The sequence below is a fragment of the Azospirillum sp. ST 5-10 genome, from assembly GCF_051225715.1.
Taxonomy (GTDB): Bacteria; Pseudomonadota; Alphaproteobacteria; order Azospirillales; family Azospirillaceae; genus Azospirillum.
On record NZ_JBPJSP010000040.1, the window covers coordinates 22,560 to 45,630 of the forward strand.

Genomic DNA, 23,071 nt, shown 5'->3' on the forward strand with positions numbered 1-23,071 from the left:
GGGTTGCGCCATGAAGCTCAACCAGCTCCGCGACATCACCGCCATCGCCGAGCACGGCAGCCTCCGGGCGGCGGCGCGCCATCTCGGGCTGGCCCAGCCGGCGCTGACCCGCAGCGTGCACGAGCTGGAGCACGAGCTGGGCGCGCCCCTGTTCGAGCGCCGTGCCCGCGGCATGGCGCTGACACCGGCGGGAGAGGCCTTCGTGCGCCGCGCCCGGGCGATCCTGAGCGACGTCCGGCGCGCCCGCGAGGAGGCGGAGCAGCTCCGCGGCCTGGCGGCGGGATCGGTGGTGGCCGGGCTTTCCGTGGCCGCGCACATGGCGATGCTGCCGACTGCGCTGGCCCGCTTCCGCGGGCGCTACCCCGACGTGCGGCTCCACCTCATCGAGGGGTTCTTCCCGACCCTGGAGGCGGGGCTCAGGGACGGCACGGTCGACTTCTACATCGGCCCGCAGCCGGAGCGCGGCATGCCGTCCGACCTGGTGGCCGAGCTGCTGTTCCAGAACACGCGGATCGTCATGGCGCGCGTCGGCCATCCGCTCGCCGCCGCGACCTCGCTGGCCGATCTGGTGGGGGCGGAGTGGGTGACGACCTCCATCACCCACCGGGCGGCGGAGGAGCTGCAGGTGCTGTTCCAGGAGCGCGGGCTGCCGCCGCCGCGCCTGGCGACCCAGACCCAGTCGGCGCTGAGCATGATCCTGGCGATCGCCTATTCCGACGCGCTGGGCATGCTGCCCGTGCAGTTCACCGACTTCGCCCTGACCACCGGCACGCTGTGCCGCATCCCCGTGCGCGAGACCCTGCCGGCGCCGGACATCGTGATGATCCGCCGCGCCGGCTTCACCCTGACGCCGGCGGCGGAATGGCTCGCCGAGTGCTGCCGGCGCGTCGTTCCCGCCGCGGCTCCGGCGGACGCCGCGGCGGCACGGCGCCGGGCCGCCGGTTGACGCCGGCCCTCACACCCGCTCGACCACCATGGCGATGCCCTGGCCGACGCCGATGCACATGGCGCACAGCGCGTAGCGGCCGCCGCGCTCGTGCAGCTCCTGGACGGCGGTGGTCACCAGCCGGGCGCCGCTGGCGCCCAGCGGGTGGCCGAGCGCGATGGCGCCGCCGTTGGGGTTCACGTGCTCCGCGTCGTCGGCCAGCCCGAGGTCGCGCAGCACCGCCAGGGCCTGCGCGGCGAAGGCCTCGTTGAACTCGATCACGTCCATTTGGGCGAGGGTGAGGCCGGCCTTGTCCAGCGCCTTGCGCGACGCCGGCGCCGGGCCGATCCCCATGATCCGCGGCGGCACGCCGGCGGTGGCGGTGGCCAGCACGCGGGCGCGCGGCGTCAGCCCGTGCCGCGCCACCGCGTCGGCCGAGGCGACGATCAGCGCGCAGGCGCCGTCGTTGACGCCGGAGGCGTTGCCGGCGGTCACCGTGCCGTCGGGCCGCACCACGCCCTTCAGGCGGGCCAGCGCGTCGAGGGTCGCGTCGGGCCGCGGGTGCTCGTCGACCGCCACCGCCACCGGCGGGCCCTTGCGCGAGGGGATGGTCACCGGAACGATCTCCTTGGCCAGCCGGCCCGACACCAGGGCGGCGCCGGCCCGCCGCTGCGAGCGCCAAGCGAAGGCGTCCTGGTCGGCGCGGGCGATGGCAAAGTCGGCGGCCACGGTCTCGGCCGTCTCCGGCATGGAATCGGTGCCGTGCAGGGCCTTGAGGCGCGGGTTGACGAAGCGCCAGCCGATGGTGGTGTCGAAGATCTCGGCGGAACGGGAGAAGGCCGTCTCCGCCTTGCCCATGACGAAGGGGGCGCGGCTCATGCTCTCGACACCGCCGGCGATCATCAGCTCGCACTCGCCGGCGCGGATCGCGCGGGCGGCGACGCCCACCGCGTCCATGCCGGACCCGCACAGGCGGTTCACGGTGGCTCCGGGCACCGCGACCGGCAGCCCGGCCAGCAATGCCGCCATGCGGGCGACGTTGCGGTTGTCCTCGCCGGCCTGGTTGGCGCAGCCGAGCACCACGTCGTCGACCGCCGCCCACTCCACCGACGGGTTGCGCTCCATCAGCGCGGCGATGGGCACGGCGGCGAGGTCGTCGGCGCGCACCGCGGCGAGCGCGCCGCCGTAGCGGCCGAAGGGGGTGCGAACGGCGTCGCAGATGAAGGCGTCGCGCATGGTCGTGTCGGCCCGGGTGCGGCCGCTCCCTCGCAAGGATGAACGAAGAGGTTCAGAGGGCCGACGCCGGCCCGCCGGCGACGGCGCGGCGCAGCAGGGCCGACGGGCGGTAGCGGTCCTCGCCGTAGGTGCGCTGCAGCGCCTCCAGCACGCCGAGCACCCGCGCCAGGCCGATCCGCCGCGCCCAGGCGACGGGCCCCAGCGGGTAGTTGACGCCCTTGGTCATCGCCACGTCGACGTCGGCGGCCGAGGCGACGCCCTGCAGCACCGCGTCGGCGGCCTCGTTGGCCAGGGTGGCGACGGTGCGCATGACCACCAGGCCCGGTGCGTCGTCGATCACCGACACCGCCATGCCCAGGGCCTGGAACAGCCCGGCAGCGGTGGCCGTCACCGCCTCCCCCGCGCCGTCCGCCGGAGCGAGCGCGATGCGGCCGGCGGCGGCGTAGTCCAGCGCCAGGTCGAACAGGACCAGCGGCCCGCCGCCCTCGGCGGCGGCGCGTTCCGTCGCCGTGCGGCCGTCGGTGAGGGCGAGGCGCACGCCGTCCAGCCGCAGCCGCCCCTCGCCCGTGGCCGGCCGCTCCTCCACGGCGACGCCGGCGGCGCGCAGGCGCTCCACCAGGGCGGCGGCCGGCCCGAAATCGCCCTCCGCCACCACCCGCGCCGGCGCCGGGGCGGCGGCCGCGGTGGCCGGCGGCGGCCGCTCGGCGCCGGCGGCGTACTCGTAGAAGCCCCGCCCGCTCTTGCGGCCGAGCCGGCCGGCCTCCACCAGCTCCTGCTGGACCAGCGAGGGCAGGAAGCGCGGGTCGTGGAAGTAGGACCGCCAGACCGAGCCGGTGACGGCGAAGTTCACGTCGTGGCCGATCAGGTCCATCAGCTCGAACGGCCCCATGCGGAAGCCGCCGCACTCGCGGGCGACGGCGTCGATGGTGGCCGGGTCGGCGGCCCGCTCCTGCAGCAGGCGCAGCCCCTCGGCGTAGAAGGGACGGGCCACGCGGTTGACGATGAAGCCGGGCGTGGAGCGGGCGTGCACCGGGCTCTTGCCCCAGGCGGCGGCGGTGTGGTGGAGCGTCGCGGCGACCGCGGGATCGGTCTGCAGGCCGCTCACCACCTCCACCAGCGCCATCAGCGGTGCGGGGTTGAAGAAGTGCAGCCCGGCGCAGCGCTCCGGCCGCGCCAGCCCGGCCGCCAGGGCGGTGATCGACAGCGACGAGGTGTTGGTCGCCAGGATGGCGTCGGCGGCCACCCGCTCCTCCAGCTCGGCGAACAGGCGCCGCTTGACGTCCAGGTCCTCGACCACCGCCTCGATCAGCAGGGAGGCCGGCGCCAGGTCGGCCGTGCCGGACACCGGGACGAGGCGGGCGACCACCGCGTCGCGTTCCGCCGCCGCCATGCGCCCCTTCTCCACCAGCCGGCCGAGCGCCGCGGCGATGGCGTCGCGCGCCGCCGCCGCGGCGCCGGGCCGCGCGTCGTGCAGCAGCACGGGATGGCCGCCCTGGGCCGCCACCTGGGCGATCCCCTGCCCCATGGCGCCGCAGCCGATCACCGCCACGCTCGCCGTCCGCTCCAACGCCGCCATCTCACCGTCCCTCGAACCTGGGTTGCCGCTTCTCCAGGAAGGCGGTGACGCCCTCCCGGTAGTCCGCCGTCCGCCCGGCGAGGCGCTGGCAATCGCGCTCCAGCTCGAGCTGGCGGTCGAGCGTGTTGGTGGAGGACGCCTGCAGCGCCTTCTTGGCGAGCGCCAAGCCGCGGGTGGGCGCCGCGGCGAGGCGCCGGGCGACGTCCGTCGCCTCCGCCATCAGCCGCTCGTCGTCGACCGCCTTCCAGATCATGCCCCAGGCCTCGGCCTGCTCCGCCGGGACGGGCTCGCCCAGCATCACCAGCGCCATGGCGCGGGCGTGGCCGACCAGACGCGGCAGGGTCCAGGTGCCGCCGCTGTCGGGAATCAGCCCGACCCGGGAGAAGGACTGCACGAAGCGGGCGGAGCGCGCCGCCAGGACGATGTCGCAGGCCAGCGCCAGGTTGGCCCCGGCCCCGGCGGCGACGCCGTTGACCGCGCACACCACCGGCACCTCCAGGGTGCGCAGGGTGCGCACCAGCGGGTTGTAGTTGGTCTCCAGCGACTCGCCGAGGTCCGGCGGCGCCCCGTCCGGCGGCGCCACGCGGGCGGCGAGGTCCTGGCCGGTGCAGAAGCCGCGGCCGGTCCCGGTCAGCAGCAGGCAGCGCACGGTGCGGTCCTTGCGCACCGCCGCCAGCGCCTCGCGCAGCTCGGCGTGCATCGCCGCGGTGAAGGCGTTGAGCTTGTCGGGACGGTTGAGGGTCACCTGGGCGACGCCGTCGGCGACGTCGAGAAGGATGGTCTCGGCCATGGCTCAGCGTCCCCGGAAGCTTGGCGTGCGCTTGTCGAGGAAGGCGGTCACGCCCTCGCGCATGTCCTCGGTGGCGAACAGCAGGGCGAAGGCCTGGCGCTCGTGGGCCAGGCCCTGCTCCAGCCCCGGCTCGAAGCTCGCCAGCACCGCCTGCTTGGCAAGCCGCACGGCGACCGGCGGCTTATCGGCGATGCGCGCGGCCAGCGCCACCGCCCGCTCGATGGACAGCTCGGCCGGCGTCACCTCGGCGACCAGGCCGGCCGCCAGCGCCGCCTGGGCGTCGATGGGCTGGCCGGTGAGCACCATCCGCATGGCGAGCGCCTTGCCGACCGCGTGGGTCAGCCGCTGCGTGCCGCCGGCACCGGGGATCAGGCCGAGGTTGATCTCGGGCTGGCCGAACTGGGCGGTGTCGCCGGCGACGATGATGTCGGCGTGCATGGCGAGCTCGCAGCCGCCGCCCAGCGCGTAGCCGTTGACGGCGGCGATCAGCGGCTTGGGGAAGCGGCGGATGGCGGTCCAGTGGCGCGGCCGCTCGTCGGCCAGCACGCTGACCGCGCTGTGCGCCGCCAGCTCGCCGATGTCGGCGCCGGCGGCGAAGACCCGCTCGCCGCCGGTCACGACGACCGCGCGCACCGCGTCGTCCGCCGCGGCGTCCGTCAGCGCCTCGGCGACGGCCCGCAGCAGCGGCGTCGCCAGCGCGTTGCGCGCGTGCGGCCGGTTCAGGGTGAGGCGCAGCACATGGGGGTGCGGCGTGTCCGTCAGCAGGATGTCGCTCGTCATGGCCCGTCGGTCGTTGTCGGGGATCGGCGTCGCCGGGGCCCGGCATACCCGCCATGACATGAACAATCATGCAGCACGCGCGCGGCTGTCAAGCCGGATTATGCATTATATAGCATGTCCGGCGGTCACGACGCGGCGCGGTGCGTCTCCAGACGGCCGAGACCCGCCACCAGCTCGGCCAGGCAGTCCTCGACGTCGCGGCCGGTGGTGTCGACGGTCAGATCGGCCAGGGAGTCGAGGGGCGCACGGCGGGCCAGGGAGTCGGCGACCCCGCCGGCGAAGGCGCGGCGCAGCCCGCCGTCGCCGGGCCGCGGCAGCGTGCGGCGGACGTGCTCCTCGACCGAAGCCCGCACCCACACGGTGGCGCCGTGGCGCCGCAACCGGTCGATCGCGGCGGGATCGGCGGCGGCCAGCCCGCTGAGCACGATCACCGCCGCGCCATGGCGGGCCAGGAGGTCGTCGATACAGCGCCGCTCCGCCGCGGCGAAGGCGGGAGGGCCGCACAGGGCGAGGAGGTCGGCGGCGGCCAGCCCGACGTCCCGCCCGATCTCCTCGTCGACGACGACCAGGGGCAGGTCCAGACGTTCGGCGAGGCGGCGGCCGAGCGTCCTCCGCCCGGCTCCCGTCGTGCCGAGCAGCGCCACGCCGCGCCCGGCCGGCGACGCCGGGCCGCCGTCGCGCAGCAGCGCGTCCAGGGCGACGCCGGTGGCCTGCGCCACCGCGCGCAGCAGCAGGACGGAGATGTTGCCGTGGCCGGTCTCCAACTGGGCGAGGTGGCGCTCGGAGACGCCGGAGCGCAGCGCCAGCGCCTTGCGCGTCATGCCCTGGCCGACCCGCGCGGCCCGCACCCGTTCGCCCAGCGCCTCGAGGAAGGAGGGGCGGTCGTCGGTCCCAACGGGGACCTCGGGGGCCGCGGCCGGCCGCGCCTGCGGCAGCGGCCGGCACGGCGGCAGGCTGCCGTCCCACACCGCCTCGAGCGGCGTCGCCTGCGACAGGGGCCGGATGGCGGGGCCGCCGGGACGGGGGGCGAGGCGGGCGGCGGTGTGGCGTGTGTCGCTCATCGTTCCCTGCGCTTTCCTGGACGGGTCCCGGACGGGCGGACCCTATGCCGTCGCGGCCCGCGCCGTCCCCGCGGCCGTTTGTCGCACCATCAGTCCGCCGCCTCCATCGTCCGGCAGCGGGAGCGGTAGTCGGCGATGCGGCGCGCCAGCGGCTCGGGGATGGCGATGGCGCGCATCGCCTCGGTGTCGACGAAGGAGCAGACCCACACCCCGGCGAACGCCGCCACCCCGTCGCCGCGCCGCCCCTGCACGCGGAAGCGCACGGTGGAGCGGCCGGTGTCCTCCACCAGCACGGTGGTCTCGACGGTGTCGCCGGGCACCAGGGGCGCCGTCATGTCCAGCTCGGCGTGGACGAAGGGGCTGCCGACGTTGCACGCCGTGTTGAGATGGTACCAGCCGTTGGCCAGCACCTCGTCGAACCAGCCCTCGATCGCCTCGATGGCGTAGTCGAAGAGGCGAACCGTGTAGGCGATGCGCGCGGCGTCGGTGTGCCCGAACCGCACCTTGCGGCGGTGCACGTAGGGGGCGGGAAACGGCGCCTCCGGCACCTCGATCGCTCGCGACATGGGTTCGTCTCCGCCGGCAGAATGCATGCATTATGATGCATGATCGCGACGCGCACAACAGATCACTGCTGTATAGCGCATGAATGGAGACGCCACGCGGCCCGGCCGACGTGCGGCAACGGCTTGATCGCGTCGAGGGCGTCGCCCAGCTCGGCGCGTGCGTTCTTCGTTTCGTAGAGGCTCTGCAGGTTGGTCCAGTAGCCGGGAGCGGTCCCGAACGCCTTCGCCAGGCGGAGCGCCATGGGAGCGGTGATCCGTCGTTGGCCGTTCGGGATCTCCGTCACCGCGTTCGGCGGAACGCCGATGTGCTCGGCGAAACGGCGGGCGCTCATCTCCAGCGCCTCCAGGTCGTCGCGCAGGATTTCACCCGGATGGATCGCCGGAAGACTGTCGATCGCGGGGCAAGTCATGACCGGCCTCAATGATCATCGGTGATCTCGACATCGTAGGCTTCACCCGGAAGCACCAACACGTCAACGTTGGCGCAGGCTTCCCCGATCGCGGCCCAGCGGAAACACACCCGCCACTGGGCATTGATCCTGATGCTGTATTGGCCGACACGATTGCCGTCGCAGGCGGCTGCGGCGACGACCCGCGGGGGCAGCCGTCCTGCGGCGTCCGCCCCGTGTCCTAAGCAGCTTTGCCCGGATTCGCCACGATTGCCCCCACCCTCCCCACGGCTTCGCCGCGGCTCCCCTCCCTCCCCCGCTTCGCAGGGGAGGGAGGGGTGGGGGCAAACGTGTCGTGACCAACACCACTCCGCTTGGCGCGGCGGGGACCGTACGTCACGCCGCGCCGCCGGCCCAGGGGAGTGGCGCTTCGGCGAGGCTCCAGTACAGGCTCTTCTGGTTCATGTAGGCGCGGATGCCCTGGCGGCCCTTCTCGCGGCCGAGGCCGCTCTCCTTCACACCGCCGAACGGCGTGGAAATGCTGAACTGCTTGTAGGTGTTGATCCACACGGTGCCGGTGCGCAGGCGGCGCGCGACCCGCCAGATGCGGCGGTAGTCGGCCGACCAGATGCCGGCGGCGAGACCATAGACGCTGTCGTTGGCCTCGGCGATCAGGGCGTCCTCGTCGTCGAAGGGCAGCACGACCACGACTGGCCCGAAGATCTCCTCCTGGCAGACGCGCGCACGGTTGGACAGGCCGGCAATCACCGTGGGGAGGAGATAGCAGCCGGCCGCGTACTCCGCCCCCTCCGGCCGGGTGCCGCCGGCCAGGACCTCGCCACCCTCCTCCACCGCCAGGCGGACGTACGCCTCGACGCCGTCGCGGTGGCGCGGATGGATCAGCGGCGCCACCTGGGTGCCCGGCCGCTCGGGATGGCCGACCCGCAGGCGCCGGGCGCCCGCCACCAGCCGCTCGACGAAGGCGTCGTAGACCGGCCGCTCGACGAACAGGCGCGAGCCAGCGATGCAGGACTGGCCGCTGGAGCTGAAGATGCCGTAGAGGGCGCCGGCCACCGCGGCGTCGAGGTCGGCGTCGGCGAAGACGATGTTGGGCGACTTGCCGCCCAGCTCCAGGGACACCGGCATCAGCTTGTCGGCGGCGGCGTGGGCGATGCCGCGCCCGGTCGCGGTGCCGCCGGTGAACGAGACCTTGGCCACCAGCGGGTGGCGCACCAGCGCGTCGCCGGCCACCGCGCCGGAGCCGGGCAGCGCCGAGAACAGGCCGGCCGGCAGCCCCGCCTCCTCGATCACGCGGGCCAGCTCCAGGCAGACCAGCGGCGACCAGGCCGCCGGCTTCAGCACCACCGCGTTGCCGGCGGCCAGCGCCGGCGCCACCTTCTGGGCGTCGCTGGCGATCGGCGAGTTCCACGGCGTGATGGCGCCGACGACGCCGATCGGCTCGTGCAGGCTCATGGTCAGGCAGTCGCCGCGCGGCGGCGTCAGCTCCTCCTCCAGCGTCTCCAGCGCCGCCGCCATGTAGCGGAAGGTGCCGGCGGCGCTCGCCACCAGGGCGCGCGTCTCGGCCAGGGTCTTGCCGGTGTCGCGGGTCTGCACCCGGGCGATCTCCTCGGCCCGGCGCTCGATGCCGGCGGCGATGGCGGAGAGGTGGCGCGCCCGCTCGTGCGGCCGCAGGTCGCGCCAGGCCGGGTCGTCCATGGCCCGGCGGCCGGCCTCCACCGCCTCGGCCACGTCCTCGGCCGAGGCGCCCGCCACCTCGGCGTTGAGGCTGCCGTCGGCCGGGAAGTGGGAGGCGATGGTCTCGCCCCGCCCCTCGCGCCAGCGGCCGGCGATGAAGATCGGCTTGCCCATGGTGGCCTCCCGGTCCGATGAGGATGGTTCAGACGGCGCCCGTCGAATGGCGCCGGTCAAATGGCGATGACGGCGTCGAGGTTGAGGAGCGACCGCGCGACGCTGAGCGCGGTCAGCATGGAGGTCTTCGGGTTGTCCGGGTCCGGCCGCCCTTCGAGGCGGATGGCGATGCGCCCGCTGGCGCCCTCGGCCTCGATCTCGTGCACGTTGCCGGGGGCGGCCGGGTCGGCCACCAGCTCCACCGCCGTGTCGGCGAAGCCGAGCCCGGCCAGCGCCACCGTCGCCGCCACGTTGGCGTTCTTCGGGTAGCGCAGGGCGGCCTCGGCGGCGCTGCCGCGGTAGAAGGTCAGCGGCTCCTCCAGCCGGTCGAGATCGGCCGCCGCCTCGGCCGGGGAGCCCTTCCAGGCCGCCGGCGGCTTGCGCGAGCGGTAGGTGACCCGGGCCAGCCCGGACACCCGCATGGCGGCGATGGCGTCGATGCCGCCGACGGCGCCGGCCGGCAGCAGGACGCGCCGCCCCGCCGCCCGCGCCGCCTCCGTCAGCCGGCCATGGAGCGCCGGGTCGGCCAGCGCGCCGACCGAGATGACCAGCAGGTCGCAGCCGGCCGCCAGCACCGCCGGCCCGTGCTCGGCGACGGCGCCCTGCCCCGCCACCTCGGCGACGACGTCGGGGCGGCGCGCCAGCAGATCGTCGAGGCGGTCGACCGCGTCCATCTCCCCGGCCCCCCCCTCGGCGCGCAGCGCCGCCGCGCGCGCCGGCGAGACGAGGACGCCGACCAGGGAGTCGGCGCGGCCGGCCGCCCGAAGGTGCCGGGCGACGGCGCGGCCGATGGCGCCGTAGCCGATCAGGGCGATGCGGGTCATGGCTCAGCCCCCCGCACGGTGACCGGCGGACCGGCGAACCGGATGCCGAAGGCGCCGACGGCGGCCATGTCGACCTCGACCATCCGCGGCCCCCCGCCGCGGACCGCGGCGCCGACGACGTCGGCGAAGGCGGCGGCGCTGTCGACGCGGGCGTAGGGCAGATCGTAGGCGGCGGCGATCCGGGCGAAGTCGGGGTTGCGCAGGTCGGTGTACATGCGCCGCGCCCCGTAGGCCGCGTCCTGGATGTTGCGGATGACGCCGTAGCCGCCGTCGTTCATGACGATCAGGGTGACGTCGGCCGCCTCCTCGACCAGGGTGCCGAGCTCGCCCAGGCAGAGCTGCAGGGCGCCGTCGCCGGTGATGGCGACGGTCCGGCGCCCGGACGCGACGGCGGCGCCGATGGCATGGGGCAGGCCCTGGCCGATGCCGCCGCCGGCGGCGTGCACCGCCTGCCCCGGCGCGCGCAGCACCGGCGAGCGGTTGCCCCAGATGGAGTTGGACAGCGTGATGTCGCGCACCCACAGCGCACCGCCGTCGACGGCCGCGGCGACGGCGTCGCGCAGCGCCGCGTAGGGGCCCATCTGGCGCACCAGATCGGCCTCCGCCGCGGCGCGCGCCGCGGCCACGGCGTCCGGCCAGTCCGCCGCGGCGCGCCAGCCGTCCTCCAGCGCGTCGGCGAGGACGTCGAGCACCAGCGCGGCGTCGCCCTGCACGAAGCCGTCGCCGGGATAGCCGCGGCCGTCCGCCCGCGGATCGACGTCGACGCGCAGCAGCGGGCTCGGCAGGCGCAGCCCGTAGGTGCGGGTCTCGTTGCTGCGCAGGTGGGTGCCGGCGACCAGCATCAGGTCGGCGCGCCCGTAGAGCTCGGCCACCGCCGGCGCCGCGGTGTAGGCGGCGAGGCTCATGGCATGGTCCTCCGGCAGGATGCCGCGGCCGCTGACGCTGGAGAGCACGCCGACGCCGAGGTCGGCCAGCCGCCGCACCGCCGCTCCGGCATGGCGGGCGCCGCCGCCGACCCACAGCAGCGGCCGCCGGCTGGCGAGCAGCCGCACCGCCAGCCAGGCGACGTCGGCGGGCGCCGGCCGCACCGGGTCGGGCGGCGTCACCGCCAGGGACTCCGGCACCGCCGCCATGGCCTTCTGCACGTCGATCGGGATCTCCACGCTGACCGGCCCGGTGGGGGCGGCGAGCGCGGCGCGGATCGCCGCGCGCATCACCGGCACCGCCTCGTCCGCCCGGGTCACGCGGAAGAACGCCTTGGACGCGGCGGCGAGCGTGCCCGGCTGGTCCGCCGCCTCGTGGATGAAGCCCCAGCCGCGGTCCAGGTAGGGACTGTCGATCTGGCCGGTGAGGTGGATCATCGGCGTGCCGGCGGTCATCGCCTCGACCAGCGCGCCGACGCCGTTGCCCGCCCCGGTGCCGGTGCTGGTGACGGCCAGGGTCAGGTGTCCCGAGACGCGGGCGGCGGCGTCGGCCATGTTGACCGCCCCCGCCTCGCCGCGCGCCGTGACGAAGCGGATCGCCCCGCGCCGGCCGATGGCGTCGAGGATCGGCATGTTGTGCAGGCTGATGACGCCGAACGCCGTCGCCACGCCGGCCGCCTCCAGCATCGCGACGACCAGGTCGCCGACGGCGGCGGTGGCGTTCCCCGTCGCGTGCGGGGCGAGGTCCTTGGGCATCGCGGGCTCCGTGGTGAGGGTGGGCTCGGACAGGGTCATCGGACCGTCTCCAGGAAGGACAGCACGGGGGCGGCGTAGGCGGCGGGGTCCTCGGCGTAGCCGGCGTGCCCGACCCCGGGGATCTCGGCGTACGTCGCCCCCGGGAAGGCGGCGGCGACGCGGCGCGCCGTTTCCGGCGGCACCACCGCGTCGAGGGCGCCGCAGGTGACGAGGCCGGGCAGCCGCAACCCCGCCACCGCCGCCGCCAGGGCGCCGCGGGCGAGCAGCGAACAGGCGCCGGCGTAGCCCGCCGGCCGCACCTCGGCCATGGCGCGGCGCACCGCCGCCACCGCCGCGGGCGCCGCGCCGGGGGCGCACAGGCGGCCGGCCCGCCGCTCGGCGAAGACCTCCGGCCCCAGCGCGCGCAGATCGCCGAGGCGGTCGGCGACGGCGGCCGGCCAGGGGGCGTCGGGCGGCAGCCCGTGGCCCGGCGCCGGATCGGCCAGCACCAGGGCGGCCGCCCGCCGCGGGTGACGGTCGGCCAGCGCCGCCGCTACCATAGCGCCCAGCGAATGGCCGAGCACGACGGCGCCCGCCACGTCCAGCGCCCCCAGGAGGGCGTCCAGCGCGTCGGCGTAGTCGGCCGGCCCCGGCCGTTCCTGCGCCAGCGGGTCGGAGCCGCCGTAGCCCGGGGCGTCCCAGGCGATCACCCGCCGGTGCGCCAGGAGCGGCAGCAGGGGCTGCCAGGACCCGGCGTTGGAGCCGATGCCGTGCAGCAGGACCAGCGGCGCTCCCTGCCCCGCCTCGATCCACGACAGCGTCCGGCCGCCGATGGCGAGGTGGCGCCGCGGCGCGGCGGCGCTGCGCACGGGGGCCGTCATCAGGTGAACACGAAGCCGCCGTTCACCGGCAAGGTCTGGCCGGTGACGAAGGACGCCGCGTCCGACAGCAGGAAGACGGCGGAGCCGACGACGTCGCCCGGGACCTGCGCCCGGGTGATGGCCCGCCCGTTCTCATAGAGGGCGTGGCGTTCCGCCGGCACGTACTCCGTCGCCTCCACCTTGGTGAGGCCGACCGCGAGCGCGTTGACCCAGATGCCCTTGGTCCCGAGCTCGCGGGCCAGCGAGCGGGTCATCGAGATCACCGCCCCCTTGCTGGCGACGTAGTGCAGCAGGCGCGGCGCCCCCCACAGCGCGGTGTCGGAGGCGAGATTGACGATGCCGCCGCCGCGGTCCATCAGCGGCACCAGCGCCTTCACCACCAGCCAGACGCCGCGGACGTTGACCCGCAGCACCCGGTCGAAGGTGTCGACGTCGATCTCGTCGAAGGTCTTGCCGCCGATGCCGGTGGCGATGGCGGCGTTGTTGACCAGGCCGTCGATCCGCCCCGCCCGTTCCCGCACGGCGGCGGCGAAGGCGTCGACGCTGTCGGGCTCGCCGACATCCAGCGGCAGCGCCTCGGCGGCGAATCCCTGCGCCGTCAGGTCGGCGACGGCGGCGGCGGCGAGATCGTCGCGCAGCTCGCCGACGATGACGCGGGCGCCGGCCGCGCAGCACGCCTCGGCGAAGGCACGGCCGAGGCCGCGGCCGGCGCCGGTGACGACGATGGTCTTGCCGTCGAGCGCACCCATGTCCGTGCCTCCTTCGTCCCGCCTCAGCCCTGGGCGGCCTTGCGGCGCAGCCGCTCCGCCTTGGCGCGAGCGATGGGGTGGTCGTCGGGATAGTCCGGCAGGTCGGGCTTGTTGTTGCCGAGCATGACGCACATCAGCGACTCCTCCTGGCTCTCGTTGCGCAGGCCGCGGTAGACGCCGGGCGGCACGGAGATGACGTCGCGCTCGTTAAGGCGGGTCTCCCAGGTCTCGCCCTCGTACTCGAAGAACAGGACGATGCCGCGGCCGCGCAGGATAAAGAACGCCTCCTCCACATCGTGGTGGACGTGCAGCGGCCCCTCGCAGCCGGCCGGCAGGATCATCGTGGAGAAGGTGAAGTGCTCGGCCGGGATGGTGTTGGTGTCGCTGGCGACCCCGGCCGCCCCGGTGCCGATGTAGCGGGTCTGGGCGCGGCGGTACTTGGGATCGACCTCGGCCTGCCAGGCCAGCGCGTTCCAGTCGTAGGTGCGGGTCTCGTGCTGGGCGATGCGGGTCTTCAGCCAGTCGCCGAGCGACGCGCCGGCAGGCTTCTTCCAGGTCGGGAACTCGGGATTCTCCTGCGACGGGATCGGCACCTCGGGGGCGGCGGTCTTCACGGCAGCGCTCATCACGGGACCTCCTGCTGGGCCGGCGCGTCTCGCTTCGCCCGAGGGCGTTTCATATATGAGACGTGCGTTTTGATATGAAACATGCTAGAGAGGTCGGGCGGGCGCGTCAAGGGTTTCGACCGTGCGCACCGTCCACCTGCACCACCGGCACGAGGGGGAGGCTCCGGCGATGGATCTCGGGTTGAAGGGCCGCACGGCGATCGTCTGCGCCGCCAGCCGCGGCCTCGGGCGCGCCTGCGCCGAGGCGCTGGCGGCCGAAGGAGCGGAGATCCTGCTGGTGGCCCGCACGGCGGGGCCGCTGGAGGAGGCGGCCGCCGCGATCGCCGGCGCCCACGGCGCCACGGTGCGCTGGGTGGCGGCCGACGTGGCGACCGACGCCGGCATCGCCGCCGTCGTCGACGCCTGCCCCGATCCCGACATCCTGGTGAACAACGCCGGCGGCCCGCCGCCCGGCGACTTCCGCGACTGGGACCGCGCCGCCTGGCACCGGGCGCTGGACGCCAACATGCTGTCGGCGGTCCTGCTCGTCCGGGCGACGGTGGACGGGATGAGCGCCCGCGGCTTCGGGCGCATCGTCAACATCACCTCCTCGGCGGTGCGGGCACCGCTGCCGATCCTCGGCCTCTCCAACGGCGCGCGCGCCGGCCTCACCGGCTTCGTCGCCGGCCTGGCGCGCGAGGTCGCCCGGCACGGGGTGACGGTCAACAACCTGCTGCCGGGCACCTTCGACACCGGCCGCCTGCAGGCCAACTTCGAGGCGCGCGCCGCCCGCGAGGGCCGCCCGGTCGAGGAGGTCCGCGCCGCGTCGCGCCGCGCCAACCCGACCGGCCGTTTCGGCGACCCGGCGGAACTGGGCGCGCTGTGCGCCTATCTCTGCAGCCCGCAGGCGGGCTACATCAACGGCCAGAACATCGTGCTGGACGGCGGGGCGCACAGCTCGCTGGCGTGAGGGATGGCGTGGCCACGCCGGGCATGCACCGTCGGGGCTGTGCCGGCCGGATTTTCGCCGCCGTCGGTGATGGGGAAACTAAGATGCGCAAGGCCGGCGCCGAGGGCGTGAGGCATTGCATCGGCTTCGGCCAGGGGCGGTGCACGTCATGCAGGCATGGACGTTAAAGACCGTTCTGTAGAAAACCTGGGGGTGCAAGGCAATCTGTTGGAATGATTGACAACAGGCTGCCGGTGTTGGTACATTTTCCAACATGAAAGCCCGTTCCCTCCTGGACCGCCGCATCACGCTGAGGCCGACGGTGTTTGCGGAGTTGGTTCTATGGGACGTGCCGGCTCCCGTCCCTGGCAGTGCTCACAACTACAAATACCGGTTGGCTCTGGTTTCCGGGGGCGTATGCGTCCTACGCTACGACAACGAGGCTGGAAAGGGCGATCACGTTCATGTCGGCACCGATGAGCGGCCCTACCGGTTCGAGGGGGTCGACCGTCTGATCGCCGATTTCGAAATCGATGTGCGGAGGTGGCTCGATGAGCACGGTGACTCTTGAAGTGTCCGACCTTAGCGAGGGACTGGCCGCGTTTCGCAAGGCATGGACGAGCGGACGCGCCGAGGAAGGAGCCCGCATCGGCTTCGCCTCGCCGGAGCTGCTGTGGAAGGTGCTCACCGCCAAGCGCTGGGAATTGCTTCGGACCATGACCGGTCAGGGGCCGCTGGCTCTGCGCGAGGTCGCAAGGCGCGTCGAGCGCGACGTGAAAGGCGTCCACACCGACGTTCACGCTCTGGTCGAGGCAGGCCTCATTCGCAGGACGGCGGACGGAAAGTTCGAGTTCCCGTACGACGCGGTCCACGTCGATTTCATGCTGCGCGCTGCGTGAGCACCCGACCAAGGCGCCCGTCGTCAGCGCGCTGACGGCGCTGCCGCCGGCACCTTGAACCGGACCCACCGCGATCTCTTCGATCGCGCCCGGCGATCAGGGTTCGTACCGGATGCGCACCCGCCCGGCCGCGCGCCGCGCCAGGTCGCGCGCCGCGTCGGCGGTGGCGCCGGTCGCCAGGGCGACGCCCATGCGGCGGTACGGACGGGTGGTCGGCTTGCCGAAGAGGCGAACCTCCACCTCGGCGTCCGGCGACCCCAGCCGCAGCGCCTCGTCCAGCCCTTCGAAGGCGAAGCGCTCGGACTCGCGGTCGGCGAGGATCACCGCCGAGGCGGCCGGCCCGCGCAGGTGCACGGCGGGGATCGGCAGGCCGAGGATGGCGCGGGCGTGCAGGTCGAACTCCGACAGGTTCTGGGAGATCAGCGTCACCATGCCGGTGTCGTGCGGCCGCGGCGACAGCTCGGAGAAGATCACCGCGTCGCCGGCCACGAAGAACTCGACCCCGAACAGGCCGTAGCCGCCGAGATCGTCGACGATCTTGCGGGCCATCTCCTGGGCCTCGGCGACGAGCGTGTCCGGCATGGCGACGGGCTGCCAGGATTCCTGGTAGTCGCCGCGCTCCTGGCGGTGGCCGATCGGCGGACAGAACACCACGCCGTCGCGCGTGCGCACCGTCAGCAGGGTGATCTCGTAGTCGAAGGCGACGAACTGCTCGACGATGACCCGCCGGCGGTCGCCGCGCATGTTGGCGACCGCGTAGGTCCAGGCGCGCTCCAGCTCCTCCTCGCTGCGCACCGTGCTCTGCCCCTTGCCGGACGACGACATCACCGGCTTGACCACGCAGGGCAGCCCGGTGTGGGCGACGGCGGCCCGCACCTCGTCGAGGCTCTCCGCGTAGCGGTAGCGCGAGGTGCGCAGGCCGAGCCCGCCCGCCGCCACCTCGCGGATGCGGTCGCGGTTCATGGTCATGACGGTGGCGCGCGCCGAGGGGACGACCGTGAAGCCCTCGGCCTCCAGCTCCTGCAGCACCTCGGTGCGGATCGCCTCGATCTCCGGCACGATGAAATCGGGCCGGTGCCGCTCCACCGCCGCCCGCAGGGCGTCGCCGTCGAGCATCGAGAAGACCTCGGCCGCATCGGCCACCTGCATCGCCGGCGCCCCGGCGTAGCTGTCGCAGGCGACCACGTGGCAGCCGTAGCGCTTGGCCGAGATGGCGAACTCCTTGCCGAGCTCGCCGGACCCGAGAAGCAGGATCTTCGCCGTGAACGCCATGAACGCCTCTCCTCCACCACAACGGCACCGCCCGGCCGAGGGTAGCGCGGCCGGGCGGTCATGGGTACGGAGAAGTGAGGAGCGCGTGTCTCAGGCGGATTCCATCCGGTCATCGTCGCGCGGCGGGTTGCCAGTTCCGGAGCGGGCCAGGATGTCCTTGGCTTGGCCACGCTGCGCGCGGGCACCGCGGGCGGCGAAATAGCGCTCGGCCTCGGACTGGGCTCCGACCCGGGCCGCAAGGGCCGTCGCGATATACTGGTTGAGACTGACTCCCGCGGCTTCCGCCTGGGCAATGGCTGCCTTCTTCAAGTCGTCGGGAAGCCGGAGTGGAAAGCTGGTCATGGACTCATCCTCCTGAGAACCTCGACCGGACGCAGAACGGAAATGCCGAACGGGGCCGCACCGGCCGTCAGGTCTCCAAGGTTGAAACTGACGATCACGTCCGCAGCCCCATTGATGGCGGTTTCCAAAACCAGATCGTCATCTGGATCCGCCGCGCCGGGTCGCCACCGGTAGTCGAAGGCGACCGGCACGCAAATCCCGGCGATCTCATCGAGGATATCATGCACGTCCGCGGCACTGATGCCGAACTTCGCGAGATTTTCCGGCCGGGTCAGCACCGCCTCGTACTCCACCATCAGCGTGGTCGAGAGCATGAGGTGTGCCTTGCCGTCCAGGACGTCGAGCAGAAGCCGACGCGATGCACCCACCGGGCTGTGAAAAGCCGCGAACATGACATCGGTGTCGAGGACAAGCTTCACCATCTCTGATATCGTATACGACATCACTCGCTCACGCAACGAGTGGGTCTCCCATACGACGCACTGTTGCCCCCGCCCTACTCCGCCGCCACCGCCGGCTCGACCAGGGCGCGCGCCTTGGCTTCCAGCAGGCGCCGCACCCGCGCCAAGCCGACGTCGTGCTGGTAGAGGAACTCGCGCTGGCGGGCGTCGGGGGCCATCGCCTCCAGGATCAGGCGGTCCTGCTCCAGCACCTGCCAGTGCAGCTCCTCGATCCGGGTGCGGTAGAGGAAGCGCCAGACGTCGCGCTGCCAGCCCTGCGCCTTGCGCACCCGCCAGAAGAAGACCATGCAGTGGCCCTCGTCCACCGGGGTGGCGAAGCCGACGATGAAGAAGGGGCCGCCCGGGCCGAAGCGCTTGGCGTAGGGGATGCTGAGGCGCATCCACAGACAGTTGGTGTCGCCGAACTCGACCCAGTCGAAGTTGACGCCCATCTGGTTGGTCTTCTCGAAGATCAGGCCGGTCGGCGTCTGGCGCACCGCCATCTCCGCCGACTTCTCGCCGTACGCCATGGAATGGGACACCGCGTGCAGGTAGCTGCCGTGCATCGGGTCCATGACGTTGTCGATGGCGTAGCGGTAGTTGCAGTCCCAGTGCGCGACGCACAGGTTGCGCCCGTAGGTGGCGTCGTCCGTCAGCTCCTCGGGCAGATCCAGCTCCGGCACCGCGTCGGAGCGGCCGTCGGAGAAGTACAGGAAGATCGCCCCGGCGACCTCGCGCACGGGATAGGTGCGCACGTGCGCCTTGCTCTTCATCGGGCAGTTGGGGGAGGCCGGCACGTCGGCGACCTTGCCGTCGCCGCGCACCTCCACCCCGTGGTACCAGCAGGCCACCCGGTCGCCCAGGTTCCAGCCCATGGACAGGCGCGCCCCGCGGTGCGGGCAGCGGTCCTCGCAGGCGTGCACCTGGCCGTCGCGGTCGCGCCACACCACGATGTTCTCGGACAGGCGGGTGATCCCCACCGGCGTGTCCTGCACCGCCCAGCTCGCCAGCACCGGGTGCCAGACGTTGAGGATGCCGGTGTCGAGCCGGCGTTCCAGGTCGGACTTCATCGACGTCTCAGCCATCGCGGTCTTCCTTCTTCCCGCCCCACTCACGCGCCCACTCAGGCGCCCAGGCGCGCGATCTCGCGCTCGAAGCTCTCCACCGTCCAGGGGCGGTGGTCGGGCGTGCGCAGGCCCCGCGCGTTCAGCCCGTCGACCAGCGCCGGCAGATCCTCCGCACCCGCCTCGAAGCAGGCGATCAGGGCGTCGGCCAGGTCGCTCTCGTAGGGGGTCGGCGCCGCCGGGCGGGTCTGCCAGACGATGTTCGCCACGGCGCCGGGACGTTCGATCACGCCCTTGCCGGCGGCGGTGTTGGGCGCCGGCATGCGCCAGGGCGCCAGATACGGGTTGTGGTCCATCTCAGCCCTCCTGTGCGGCGCCGATCACGGCGACCGCGTCGATTTCCACCAGAAGCCCGGGGGCCGCCAGCCCCGTCACCTCGACCAGGGTCGAGCAGGGCGGCACCCCGTCGAAGACCGCGCGCCGGGCGGCGGCCACCTCGCCGCGCCGGGCCATGTCGGTGACGTAGACCGTCAGCTTCACCACGTCGGCCATGGTCCCGCCGGCCGCCTCCACCAGGGCGCGGACGCGCCGCAGCGCCTCGCGCGCCTGCGCCTCCACGCGGTCGCCGCCGACCACGCCGCCGCCCGGCACCCCGGCGTGCTGGCCCGAGAGGTGGAGCGTGCCGTCGACCAGCAGGGCGTTGGAGAACAGCCCCGGCGGCGGCTCCGGCACCCCGGGGGCGGTGATGCGGCGGATCACGGCCAAGTCCTCCGGCCGTCCCGTCACTGCACGAACGCGTTGGTGTAGAGCTCCTCGACCGGGGTCGCCTTCTGGACGATGCCCTGATCCAGGTAGAAGTCCTGCAGCTTCGCCAGGCGCCCGGCGTCCATGGCGCCGACCACGTCCTGCCCCTTGTACGTACGCTCGGTGTAGTTGGCGAAGATGCGGGTCAGCAGCTCCTCCTTGCCGGCCATGGACGGCTCCGCCTGCGCGTACGTCTTCGCCGCGCGGGCCGGGTCCTCCATGATGTACGTCATGCCTTTCAGGGTCGCCCGGACGATCGCCTTCACCAGCTCCGGCCGCTTCTCGATCGCCTCGTCGGAGGCGAGGATGGCCTGGGCCATGGAGGGGAAGTACTCCATGGTCGGCATCGACACGGTGGCGCCGGGCAGGCCGTCCTTGACGTTGATCTCCCAGTCCGGCGTGCAGGCGCAGGCGTCGGCCTCGCCGGCGATCACCAGCTTCGGCACGCCGGCCGGGCCGACCGCCTGGGCGTTGACGTCGTTCTTGGTCAGGCCGACCGCGGCCAGGCTGCCCAGCAGGGCGTAGTAGGTGGTGTCCTGGTAGGACAGCGCGGTGACGGTCTTGCCCTTGAGGTCGGCCAGGGTCTTGACGCCGCGGTCGGCGCGGGCGACGACGGTGGTCATCGAGCCGCCGCCGAGCACGCCCACCGCCTTCACCGGGATGCCGTTGGCGCGGACGATGATGGGCGTGTCGCCGATGGCGCCGCCGATCATGGCGTTGCCGGCGCCCACCTGCTTGGCGACGTCGACGCCGCCGCGCGCGACCTGGAACTCCACGTCGTAGCCGGCGTCCTTGTAGTAGCCGAGGTGCTTGGCCAGCACCCACGGCGCGAAGGCGGGCAGCGACAAGGGTGCCGGCAGCAGGTAGGTCACCGTCTCGGCCGCCGCGCCCGCCGGCGCGCCGCCGATCCCCGCCGCCAGCACCGCGGCGGCCGCGAGCGCCCGCAGGCCCCCGATCAGGCTCGTGCTCATGGTCCCTCGTCTCCCTGTTCTTGGTGGAAGCCGTTCCCGGCCCGGGACGCCTGCCATTCGCGCGTCAGGCGCTCGCGGACCGGGACGAAGTCGTAGGTCGGATGGAACTCGGTGGAGAAGACGCCCCAGGCGCAGCGCTCGATCTCGACGTTGACGACGTTGAGGAGGCGCGGCGGCAGACGCAGGGTGACGATCTGGCCGACGCCCATCACCACGTTCCAGCTCACGATCTCGGCGCCGGCCGGGGGAAAGCGCTCCCACCATCCCGTCGCGGCGAGGTGGCCCTGGATCTGCTCCAGCGTCTTGCTCTGGTCGTGCTTCAGGAAGACGGTGAGCAGGATGGTCTCTTCCGGCACGGCACACCTCCCGCCTTTCATCCCGGGGTCAGATGTCGAGGACCAGGCGGCGGCCGCGGGCGCGCGAGACGCAGATCATCATGCTGCGTCCGGCGGCGCGCTCGGCCGCCGACAGGATGCTGTCGCGGTGGTCGGGCTCGCCCTCCAGCACCGCCGTCTCGCAGGTGCCGCACACCCCCTGCTCGCACGAGCACGGCGCGTCGACCCCCGCGGCCGCCAGCGCGTCGAGGATGCTGCGGTCGGGCGGCACGACGACGGTCGTTCCGGAGCGCGCGCACACCACCTCCAGCTCCGCCGACTCCCCGGCGGCGGCTGCCGCCGCGCTGCGCGGCGCGAACCACTCGAAGCGCAGGCTGCCCTCGGGCCAGCCGGCGCCGGCGGCCTCGACCGCCTGCATCAGCCGTTCCGGCCCGCAGCAGTAGACCAGCGTGTCGGCCGCCGGCTCGGCCAGCACCGCCTCGACCGACAGGCGCGTGCCCGCGGCGCTGGCGTGCAGCACCACAGCACCGCCCGGCACGGTCGCCAGCGCGTCGAGGAAGGGCGCGGCGGACACCGCGCGCACGCAATAGTGCAAGGTCCACGGCGCGCCGGCGGCGGCGGCCGCGCGCACCATCGGCAGGAGCGGCGTGATGCCGATGCCGCCGGCGATGAACAGGTAGCGGGCGGCCGGGTCGAAGCGGAAGTTGTTGCGCGGGGCCCCGACGGTGAGGAGCTGGCCCGGCCGCAGCGTCTCGTGCACGGCGCGCGAGCCGCGCCCGTCCGGCGTCTTCAGCACCGCCACCGTGTAGACGCCGCGGTCGGCGGGGTCGCCGCACAGCGAATACTGGCGGATCACGCCGCCCGGCAGATGCAGATCGAGGTGGGCGCCGGGCGCGAACGGCGGCAGCGGACGGCCGTCGGGATCGCGGAAGTCGAGGGACAGGACGTCCGCCGCCTCCCACGTCATGCGGTGGAGACGCACCGTCAAGGTGCCGTTCGCGGGGCCTGCGCTGTCCTGCATCGGCGGGTACCCCCCTGCCTTCGGTCCGTCATGATCGTTTCGTCGTATTGACACTATCAACCTTCGATGCGACAATCCAGATATAAAATGACGTCTCATTAGTGAGACAGACCCGCCCCGCGCCGTGGGGCGGGTGCCCTGAACACCGGGCGGCGCCGGACGGCACGGGACCATGTGCCGACGGCGCCAGGAGGGTCGAGGCATGGCCGCAGCATCACTCACTCACGACGCGCCCAGTCACGCGCCGGCGCCGCGGATCGAGTTCCGCTCCGTCACCAAGCGGTTCGGCGGCGGGGCCGGCGGCGTGGTCGCCGTCTCCGGCGTCACCTTCACCATCGCCGACGGCGAGGTGGTCTCGCTGATCGGCCCGTCGGGCTGCGGCAAGAGCACCCTGCTCAGCATGGGCTCCGGCCTCTACGCGCCGAGCGAGGGCGTGGTGCTGGTCGACGGGGAGCCGGTGGACGGCCCCAACGACCACGTCGCCTTCATGCTGCAGAAGGACCTGCTGCTGCCCTGGCGCACCATCCGCGCCAACGTGGAGTACGGGCTGGAGATCAAGGGCATCGCGGTGGACGAGCGGCGGGCGCGTTCGCTCGAGCTCCTGGAGAAGTTCCACCTCGCCGGCTTCGGCGACCATTACCCGCACCAGCTCTCCGGCGGCATGCGCCAGCGCGCGGCGATGGCCCGCACCATCGCCGTGAACCCCACGGTGCTGCTGATGGACGAGCCGTTCTCGGCGCTCGACGCCCAGACCAAGATGGTGCTGCAGCAGGACCTCGCCGACACGCTGGCGCGCGAGGGGCGCACGGCGCTGTTCATCACCCACGACCTGGCGGAGTCCATCGCGCTCTCCGACCGCGTGCTGGTGATGAGCGCCCGGCCCGGCCGCATCATCGAGGAGATCGCCGTCGACCTCCCCCACCGCGACAACCCGATGGCCCGCCGCCGCCTCGGCGCGATGGCCGGCTACGTCGACCGCCTGATGGAGCTGCTGCATGTCGGCCACGACCTCGAGCCCGCGTGAGG

General features: G+C 73.5%; 27 protein-coding genes. 5 read left to right on the plus strand and 22 right to left on the minus strand.

The features are described 5' to 3' along the window. Nucleotides 1-10: 10 nt before the first annotated feature. Nucleotides 11-946 carry a LysR substrate-binding domain-containing protein gene (locus tag ACSBPG_RS28700; RefSeq protein ID WP_435540673.1) on the plus strand — a complete coding sequence of 312 codons (936 nt, stop codon included), beginning with the start codon at nucleotides 11-13 and terminating at the stop codon, nucleotides 944-946. Between the two features lie 9 nt (nucleotides 947-955). Here the strand turns inward: ACSBPG_RS28700 and pcaF are convergent, their stop codons facing one another. The 13 genes from pcaF to ACSBPG_RS28765 form a co-directional block, all read right to left on the minus strand. Beyond that, nucleotides 956-2,161 carry a 3-oxoadipyl-CoA thiolase gene (gene pcaF, locus ACSBPG_RS28705; protein ID WP_435540674.1) on the minus strand — a complete coding sequence of 402 codons (1,206 nt, stop codon included), beginning with the start codon at nucleotides 2,159-2,161 and terminating at the stop codon, nucleotides 956-958. Nucleotides 2,162-2,213: 52 nt separating this feature from the next. After that, nucleotides 2,214-3,737: a 3-hydroxyacyl-CoA dehydrogenase PaaH gene (gene paaH / locus ACSBPG_RS28710; protein WP_435540675.1), complete on the minus strand. Its 1,524-nt coding sequence runs from the start codon at nucleotides 3,735-3,737 to the stop codon at nucleotides 2,214-2,216. 1 nt (nucleotide 3,738) lies between these two features. Further along, nucleotides 3,739-4,527, minus strand: coding sequence for a 2-(1,2-epoxy-1,2-dihydrophenyl)acetyl-CoA isomerase PaaG (gene paaG, locus ACSBPG_RS28715; RefSeq protein WP_435540676.1), 789 nt, complete (start codon nucleotides 4,525-4,527; stop codon nucleotides 3,739-3,741). Nucleotides 4,528-4,530: 3 nt separating this feature from the next. Then, nucleotides 4,531-5,307, minus strand: a complete 777-nt coding sequence (locus ACSBPG_RS28720) for an enoyl-CoA hydratase-related protein (protein WP_435540677.1) — start codon at nucleotides 5,305-5,307, stop codon at nucleotides 4,531-4,533. A gap of 125 nt (nucleotides 5,308-5,432) precedes the next feature. Further along, a complete protein-coding gene (locus tag ACSBPG_RS28725; RefSeq protein WP_435540678.1) occupies nucleotides 5,433-6,368 on the minus strand; it encodes a shikimate kinase in 936 nt (311 codons plus the stop codon). An 89-nt stretch (nucleotides 6,369-6,457) separates the two neighbouring features. Next, nucleotides 6,458-6,934: an acyl-CoA thioesterase gene (locus ACSBPG_RS28730; protein WP_435540679.1), complete on the minus strand. Its 477-nt coding sequence runs from the start codon at nucleotides 6,932-6,934 to the stop codon at nucleotides 6,458-6,460. A 62-nt stretch (nucleotides 6,935-6,996) separates the two neighbouring features. Continuing rightward, the gene (locus ACSBPG_RS28735; RefSeq protein ID WP_435540680.1) at nucleotides 6,997-7,344 is read right to left on the minus strand and encodes a HigA family addiction module antitoxin; all 348 of its coding nucleotides are present in this window, start codon (nucleotides 7,342-7,344) and stop codon (nucleotides 6,997-6,999) included. Between the two features lie 375 nt (nucleotides 7,345-7,719). Next, complete coding sequence (locus ACSBPG_RS28740; protein WP_435540681.1) at nucleotides 7,720-9,192, minus strand: aldehyde dehydrogenase; 1,473 nt, start codon at nucleotides 9,190-9,192, stop codon at nucleotides 7,720-7,722. 56 nt (nucleotides 9,193-9,248) lie between these two features. After that, complete coding sequence (locus ACSBPG_RS28745; RefSeq protein WP_435540682.1) at nucleotides 9,249-10,055, minus strand: aspartate dehydrogenase; 807 nt, start codon at nucleotides 10,053-10,055, stop codon at nucleotides 9,249-9,251. Next, entirely contained in the window at nucleotides 10,052-11,773 is a 1,722-nt protein-coding gene (locus ACSBPG_RS28750; RefSeq protein ID WP_435540683.1) for a thiamine pyrophosphate-binding protein, read from the minus strand. Before ACSBPG_RS28750 ends, ACSBPG_RS28745 begins: the two co-directional genes overlap by 4 nt. Then, complete coding sequence (locus ACSBPG_RS28755; RefSeq protein WP_435540684.1) at nucleotides 11,770-12,594, minus strand: alpha/beta fold hydrolase; 825 nt, start codon at nucleotides 12,592-12,594, stop codon at nucleotides 11,770-11,772. Before ACSBPG_RS28755 ends, ACSBPG_RS28750 begins: the two co-directional genes overlap by 4 nt. Continuing rightward, nucleotides 12,594-13,343, minus strand: coding sequence for an SDR family oxidoreductase (locus ACSBPG_RS28760; RefSeq protein ID WP_435540685.1), 750 nt, complete (start codon nucleotides 13,341-13,343; stop codon nucleotides 12,594-12,596). Before ACSBPG_RS28760 ends, ACSBPG_RS28755 begins: the two co-directional genes overlap by 1 nt. A 23-nt stretch (nucleotides 13,344-13,366) precedes the next feature. After that, entirely contained in the window at nucleotides 13,367-13,969 is a 603-nt protein-coding gene (locus ACSBPG_RS28765; protein WP_435540686.1) for a cupin domain-containing protein, read from the minus strand. 121 nt (nucleotides 13,970-14,090) lie between these two features. Between ACSBPG_RS28765 and ACSBPG_RS28770 the strand changes: the two genes are divergently transcribed. The 3 genes from ACSBPG_RS28770 (at nucleotide 14,091) to ACSBPG_RS28780 (ending at nucleotide 15,796) form a co-directional block, all read left to right on the plus strand. After that, nucleotides 14,091-14,918 (plus strand): SDR family oxidoreductase, encoded by an 828-nt coding sequence (locus ACSBPG_RS28770; protein WP_435540687.1) that lies wholly within the window; start codon nucleotides 14,091-14,093, stop codon nucleotides 14,916-14,918. A gap of 253 nt (nucleotides 14,919-15,171) precedes the next feature. Beyond that, a complete protein-coding gene (locus tag ACSBPG_RS28775) occupies nucleotides 15,172-15,468 on the plus strand; it encodes a toxin-antitoxin system TumE family protein (protein WP_435540688.1) in 297 nt (98 codons plus the stop codon). Next, nucleotides 15,449-15,796, plus strand: a complete 348-nt coding sequence (locus tag ACSBPG_RS28780; RefSeq protein ID WP_435540689.1) for a DNA-binding protein — start codon at nucleotides 15,449-15,451, stop codon at nucleotides 15,794-15,796. The genes ACSBPG_RS28775 and ACSBPG_RS28780 overlap by 20 nt, the downstream gene beginning before the upstream one ends. Before the next feature lie 96 nt (nucleotides 15,797-15,892). Here the strand turns inward: ACSBPG_RS28780 and purT are convergent, their stop codons facing one another. From purT to ACSBPG_RS28825, 9 genes are all read right to left on the minus strand, one after another. Further along, nucleotides 15,893-17,068: a formate-dependent phosphoribosylglycinamide formyltransferase gene (gene purT, locus ACSBPG_RS28785; RefSeq protein WP_435540690.1), complete on the minus strand. Its 1,176-nt coding sequence runs from the start codon at nucleotides 17,066-17,068 to the stop codon at nucleotides 15,893-15,895. A 90-nt stretch (nucleotides 17,069-17,158) separates the two neighbouring features. Beyond that, nucleotides 17,159-17,410: a toxin-antitoxin system HicB family antitoxin gene (locus tag ACSBPG_RS28790; protein ID WP_435540691.1), complete on the minus strand. Its 252-nt coding sequence runs from the start codon at nucleotides 17,408-17,410 to the stop codon at nucleotides 17,159-17,161. After that, entirely contained in the window at nucleotides 17,407-17,832 is a 426-nt protein-coding gene (locus tag ACSBPG_RS28795) for a putative toxin-antitoxin system toxin component, PIN family (protein WP_435540692.1), read from the minus strand. The genes ACSBPG_RS28790 and ACSBPG_RS28795 overlap by 4 nt, the downstream gene beginning before the upstream one ends. A 74-nt stretch (nucleotides 17,833-17,906) precedes the next feature. Next, entirely contained in the window at nucleotides 17,907-18,935 is a 1,029-nt protein-coding gene (locus ACSBPG_RS28800; RefSeq protein WP_435540693.1) for a Rieske 2Fe-2S domain-containing protein, read from the minus strand. 38 nt (nucleotides 18,936-18,973) lie between these two features. Beyond that, on the minus strand, nucleotides 18,974-19,270 hold the full coding sequence (locus tag ACSBPG_RS28805; RefSeq protein ID WP_435540694.1) for a recombinase-like helix-turn-helix domain-containing protein: 297 nt from the start codon (nucleotides 19,268-19,270) through the stop codon (nucleotides 18,974-18,976). Between the two features lies 1 nt (nucleotide 19,271). After that, nucleotides 19,272-19,673 (minus strand): RidA family protein, encoded by a 402-nt coding sequence (locus ACSBPG_RS28810; protein ID WP_435540695.1) that lies wholly within the window; start codon nucleotides 19,671-19,673, stop codon nucleotides 19,272-19,274. Nucleotides 19,674-19,696: 23 nt separating this feature from the next. After that, nucleotides 19,697-20,689, minus strand: a complete 993-nt coding sequence (locus ACSBPG_RS28815) for an ABC transporter substrate-binding protein (RefSeq protein WP_435540696.1) — start codon at nucleotides 20,687-20,689, stop codon at nucleotides 19,697-19,699. Further along, a complete protein-coding gene (locus ACSBPG_RS28820) occupies nucleotides 20,686-21,045 on the minus strand; it encodes a hypothetical protein (RefSeq protein ID WP_435540697.1) in 360 nt (119 codons plus the stop codon). Before ACSBPG_RS28820 ends, ACSBPG_RS28815 begins: the two co-directional genes overlap by 4 nt. 28 nt (nucleotides 21,046-21,073) lie before the next feature. Then, nucleotides 21,074-22,045: a PDR/VanB family oxidoreductase gene (locus tag ACSBPG_RS28825; protein WP_435540698.1), complete on the minus strand. Its 972-nt coding sequence runs from the start codon at nucleotides 22,043-22,045 to the stop codon at nucleotides 21,074-21,076. Between the two features lie 202 nt (nucleotides 22,046-22,247). Between ACSBPG_RS28825 and ACSBPG_RS28830 the strand changes: the two genes are divergently transcribed. After that, a complete protein-coding gene (locus ACSBPG_RS28830) occupies nucleotides 22,248-23,069 on the plus strand; it encodes an ABC transporter ATP-binding protein (RefSeq protein WP_435540699.1) in 822 nt (273 codons plus the stop codon). Nucleotides 23,070-23,071: the final 2 nt, after the last annotated feature.

Bases quoted from the DNA above. Each gene is read 5' to 3' on its own strand.
- ACSBPG_RS28700 (WP_435540673.1), top strand. From the start codon at position 11: ATGAAGCTCAACCAGCTCCGCGACATCACCGCCATCGCCGAGCACGGC.
- pcaF (WP_435540674.1), bottom strand. From the start codon at position 2,161: ATGCGCGACGCCTTCATCTGCGACGCCGTTCGCACCCCCTTCGGCCGC.
- paaH (WP_435540675.1), bottom strand. From the start codon at position 3,737: ATGGCGGCGTTGGAGCGGACGGCGAGCGTGGCGGTGATCGGCTGCGGC.
- paaG (WP_435540676.1), bottom strand. From the start codon at position 4,527: ATGGCCGAGACCATCCTTCTCGACGTCGCCGACGGCGTCGCCCAGGTG.
- ACSBPG_RS28720 (WP_435540677.1), bottom strand. From the start codon at position 5,307: ATGACGAGCGACATCCTGCTGACGGACACGCCGCACCCCCATGTGCTG.
- ACSBPG_RS28725 (WP_435540678.1), bottom strand. From the start codon at position 6,368: ATGAGCGACACACGCCACACCGCCGCCCGCCTCGCCCCCCGTCCCGGC.
- ACSBPG_RS28730 (WP_435540679.1), bottom strand. From the start codon at position 6,934: ATGTCGCGAGCGATCGAGGTGCCGGAGGCGCCGTTTCCCGCCCCCTAC.
- ACSBPG_RS28735 (WP_435540680.1), bottom strand. From the start codon at position 7,344: ATGACTTGCCCCGCGATCGACAGTCTTCCGGCGATCCATCCGGGTGAA.
- ACSBPG_RS28740 (WP_435540681.1), bottom strand. From the start codon at position 9,192: ATGGGCAAGCCGATCTTCATCGCCGGCCGCTGGCGCGAGGGGCGGGGC.
- ACSBPG_RS28745 (WP_435540682.1), bottom strand. From the start codon at position 10,055: ATGACCCGCATCGCCCTGATCGGCTACGGCGCCATCGGCCGCGCCGTC.
- ACSBPG_RS28750 (WP_435540683.1), bottom strand. From the start codon at position 11,773: ATGACCCTGTCCGAGCCCACCCTCACCACGGAGCCCGCGATGCCCAAG.
- ACSBPG_RS28755 (WP_435540684.1), bottom strand. From the start codon at position 12,594: ATGACGGCCCCCGTGCGCAGCGCCGCCGCGCCGCGGCGCCACCTCGCC.
- ACSBPG_RS28760 (WP_435540685.1), bottom strand. From the start codon at position 13,343: ATGGGTGCGCTCGACGGCAAGACCATCGTCGTCACCGGCGCCGGCCGC.
- ACSBPG_RS28765 (WP_435540686.1), bottom strand. From the start codon at position 13,969: ATGAGCGCTGCCGTGAAGACCGCCGCCCCCGAGGTGCCGATCCCGTCG.
- ACSBPG_RS28775 (WP_435540688.1), top strand. From the start codon at position 15,172: ATGAAAGCCCGTTCCCTCCTGGACCGCCGCATCACGCTGAGGCCGACG.
- ACSBPG_RS28780 (WP_435540689.1), top strand. From the start codon at position 15,449: ATGAGCACGGTGACTCTTGAAGTGTCCGACCTTAGCGAGGGACTGGCC.
- purT (WP_435540690.1), bottom strand. From the start codon at position 17,068: ATGGCGTTCACGGCGAAGATCCTGCTTCTCGGGTCCGGCGAGCTCGGC.
- ACSBPG_RS28790 (WP_435540691.1), bottom strand. From the start codon at position 17,410: ATGACCAGCTTTCCACTCCGGCTTCCCGACGACTTGAAGAAGGCAGCC.
- ACSBPG_RS28795 (WP_435540692.1), bottom strand. From the start codon at position 17,832: ATGGTGAAGCTTGTCCTCGACACCGATGTCATGTTCGCGGCTTTTCAC.
- ACSBPG_RS28800 (WP_435540693.1), bottom strand. From the start codon at position 18,935: ATGGCTGAGACGTCGATGAAGTCCGACCTGGAACGCCGGCTCGACACC.
- ACSBPG_RS28805 (WP_435540694.1), bottom strand. From the start codon at position 19,270: ATGGACCACAACCCGTATCTGGCGCCCTGGCGCATGCCGGCGCCCAAC.
- ACSBPG_RS28815 (WP_435540696.1), bottom strand. From the start codon at position 20,689: ATGAGCACGAGCCTGATCGGGGGCCTGCGGGCGCTCGCGGCCGCCGCG.
- ACSBPG_RS28825 (WP_435540698.1), bottom strand. From the start codon at position 22,045: ATGCAGGACAGCGCAGGCCCCGCGAACGGCACCTTGACGGTGCGTCTC.
- ACSBPG_RS28830 (WP_435540699.1), top strand. From the start codon at position 22,248: ATGGCCGCAGCATCACTCACTCACGACGCGCCCAGTCACGCGCCGGCG.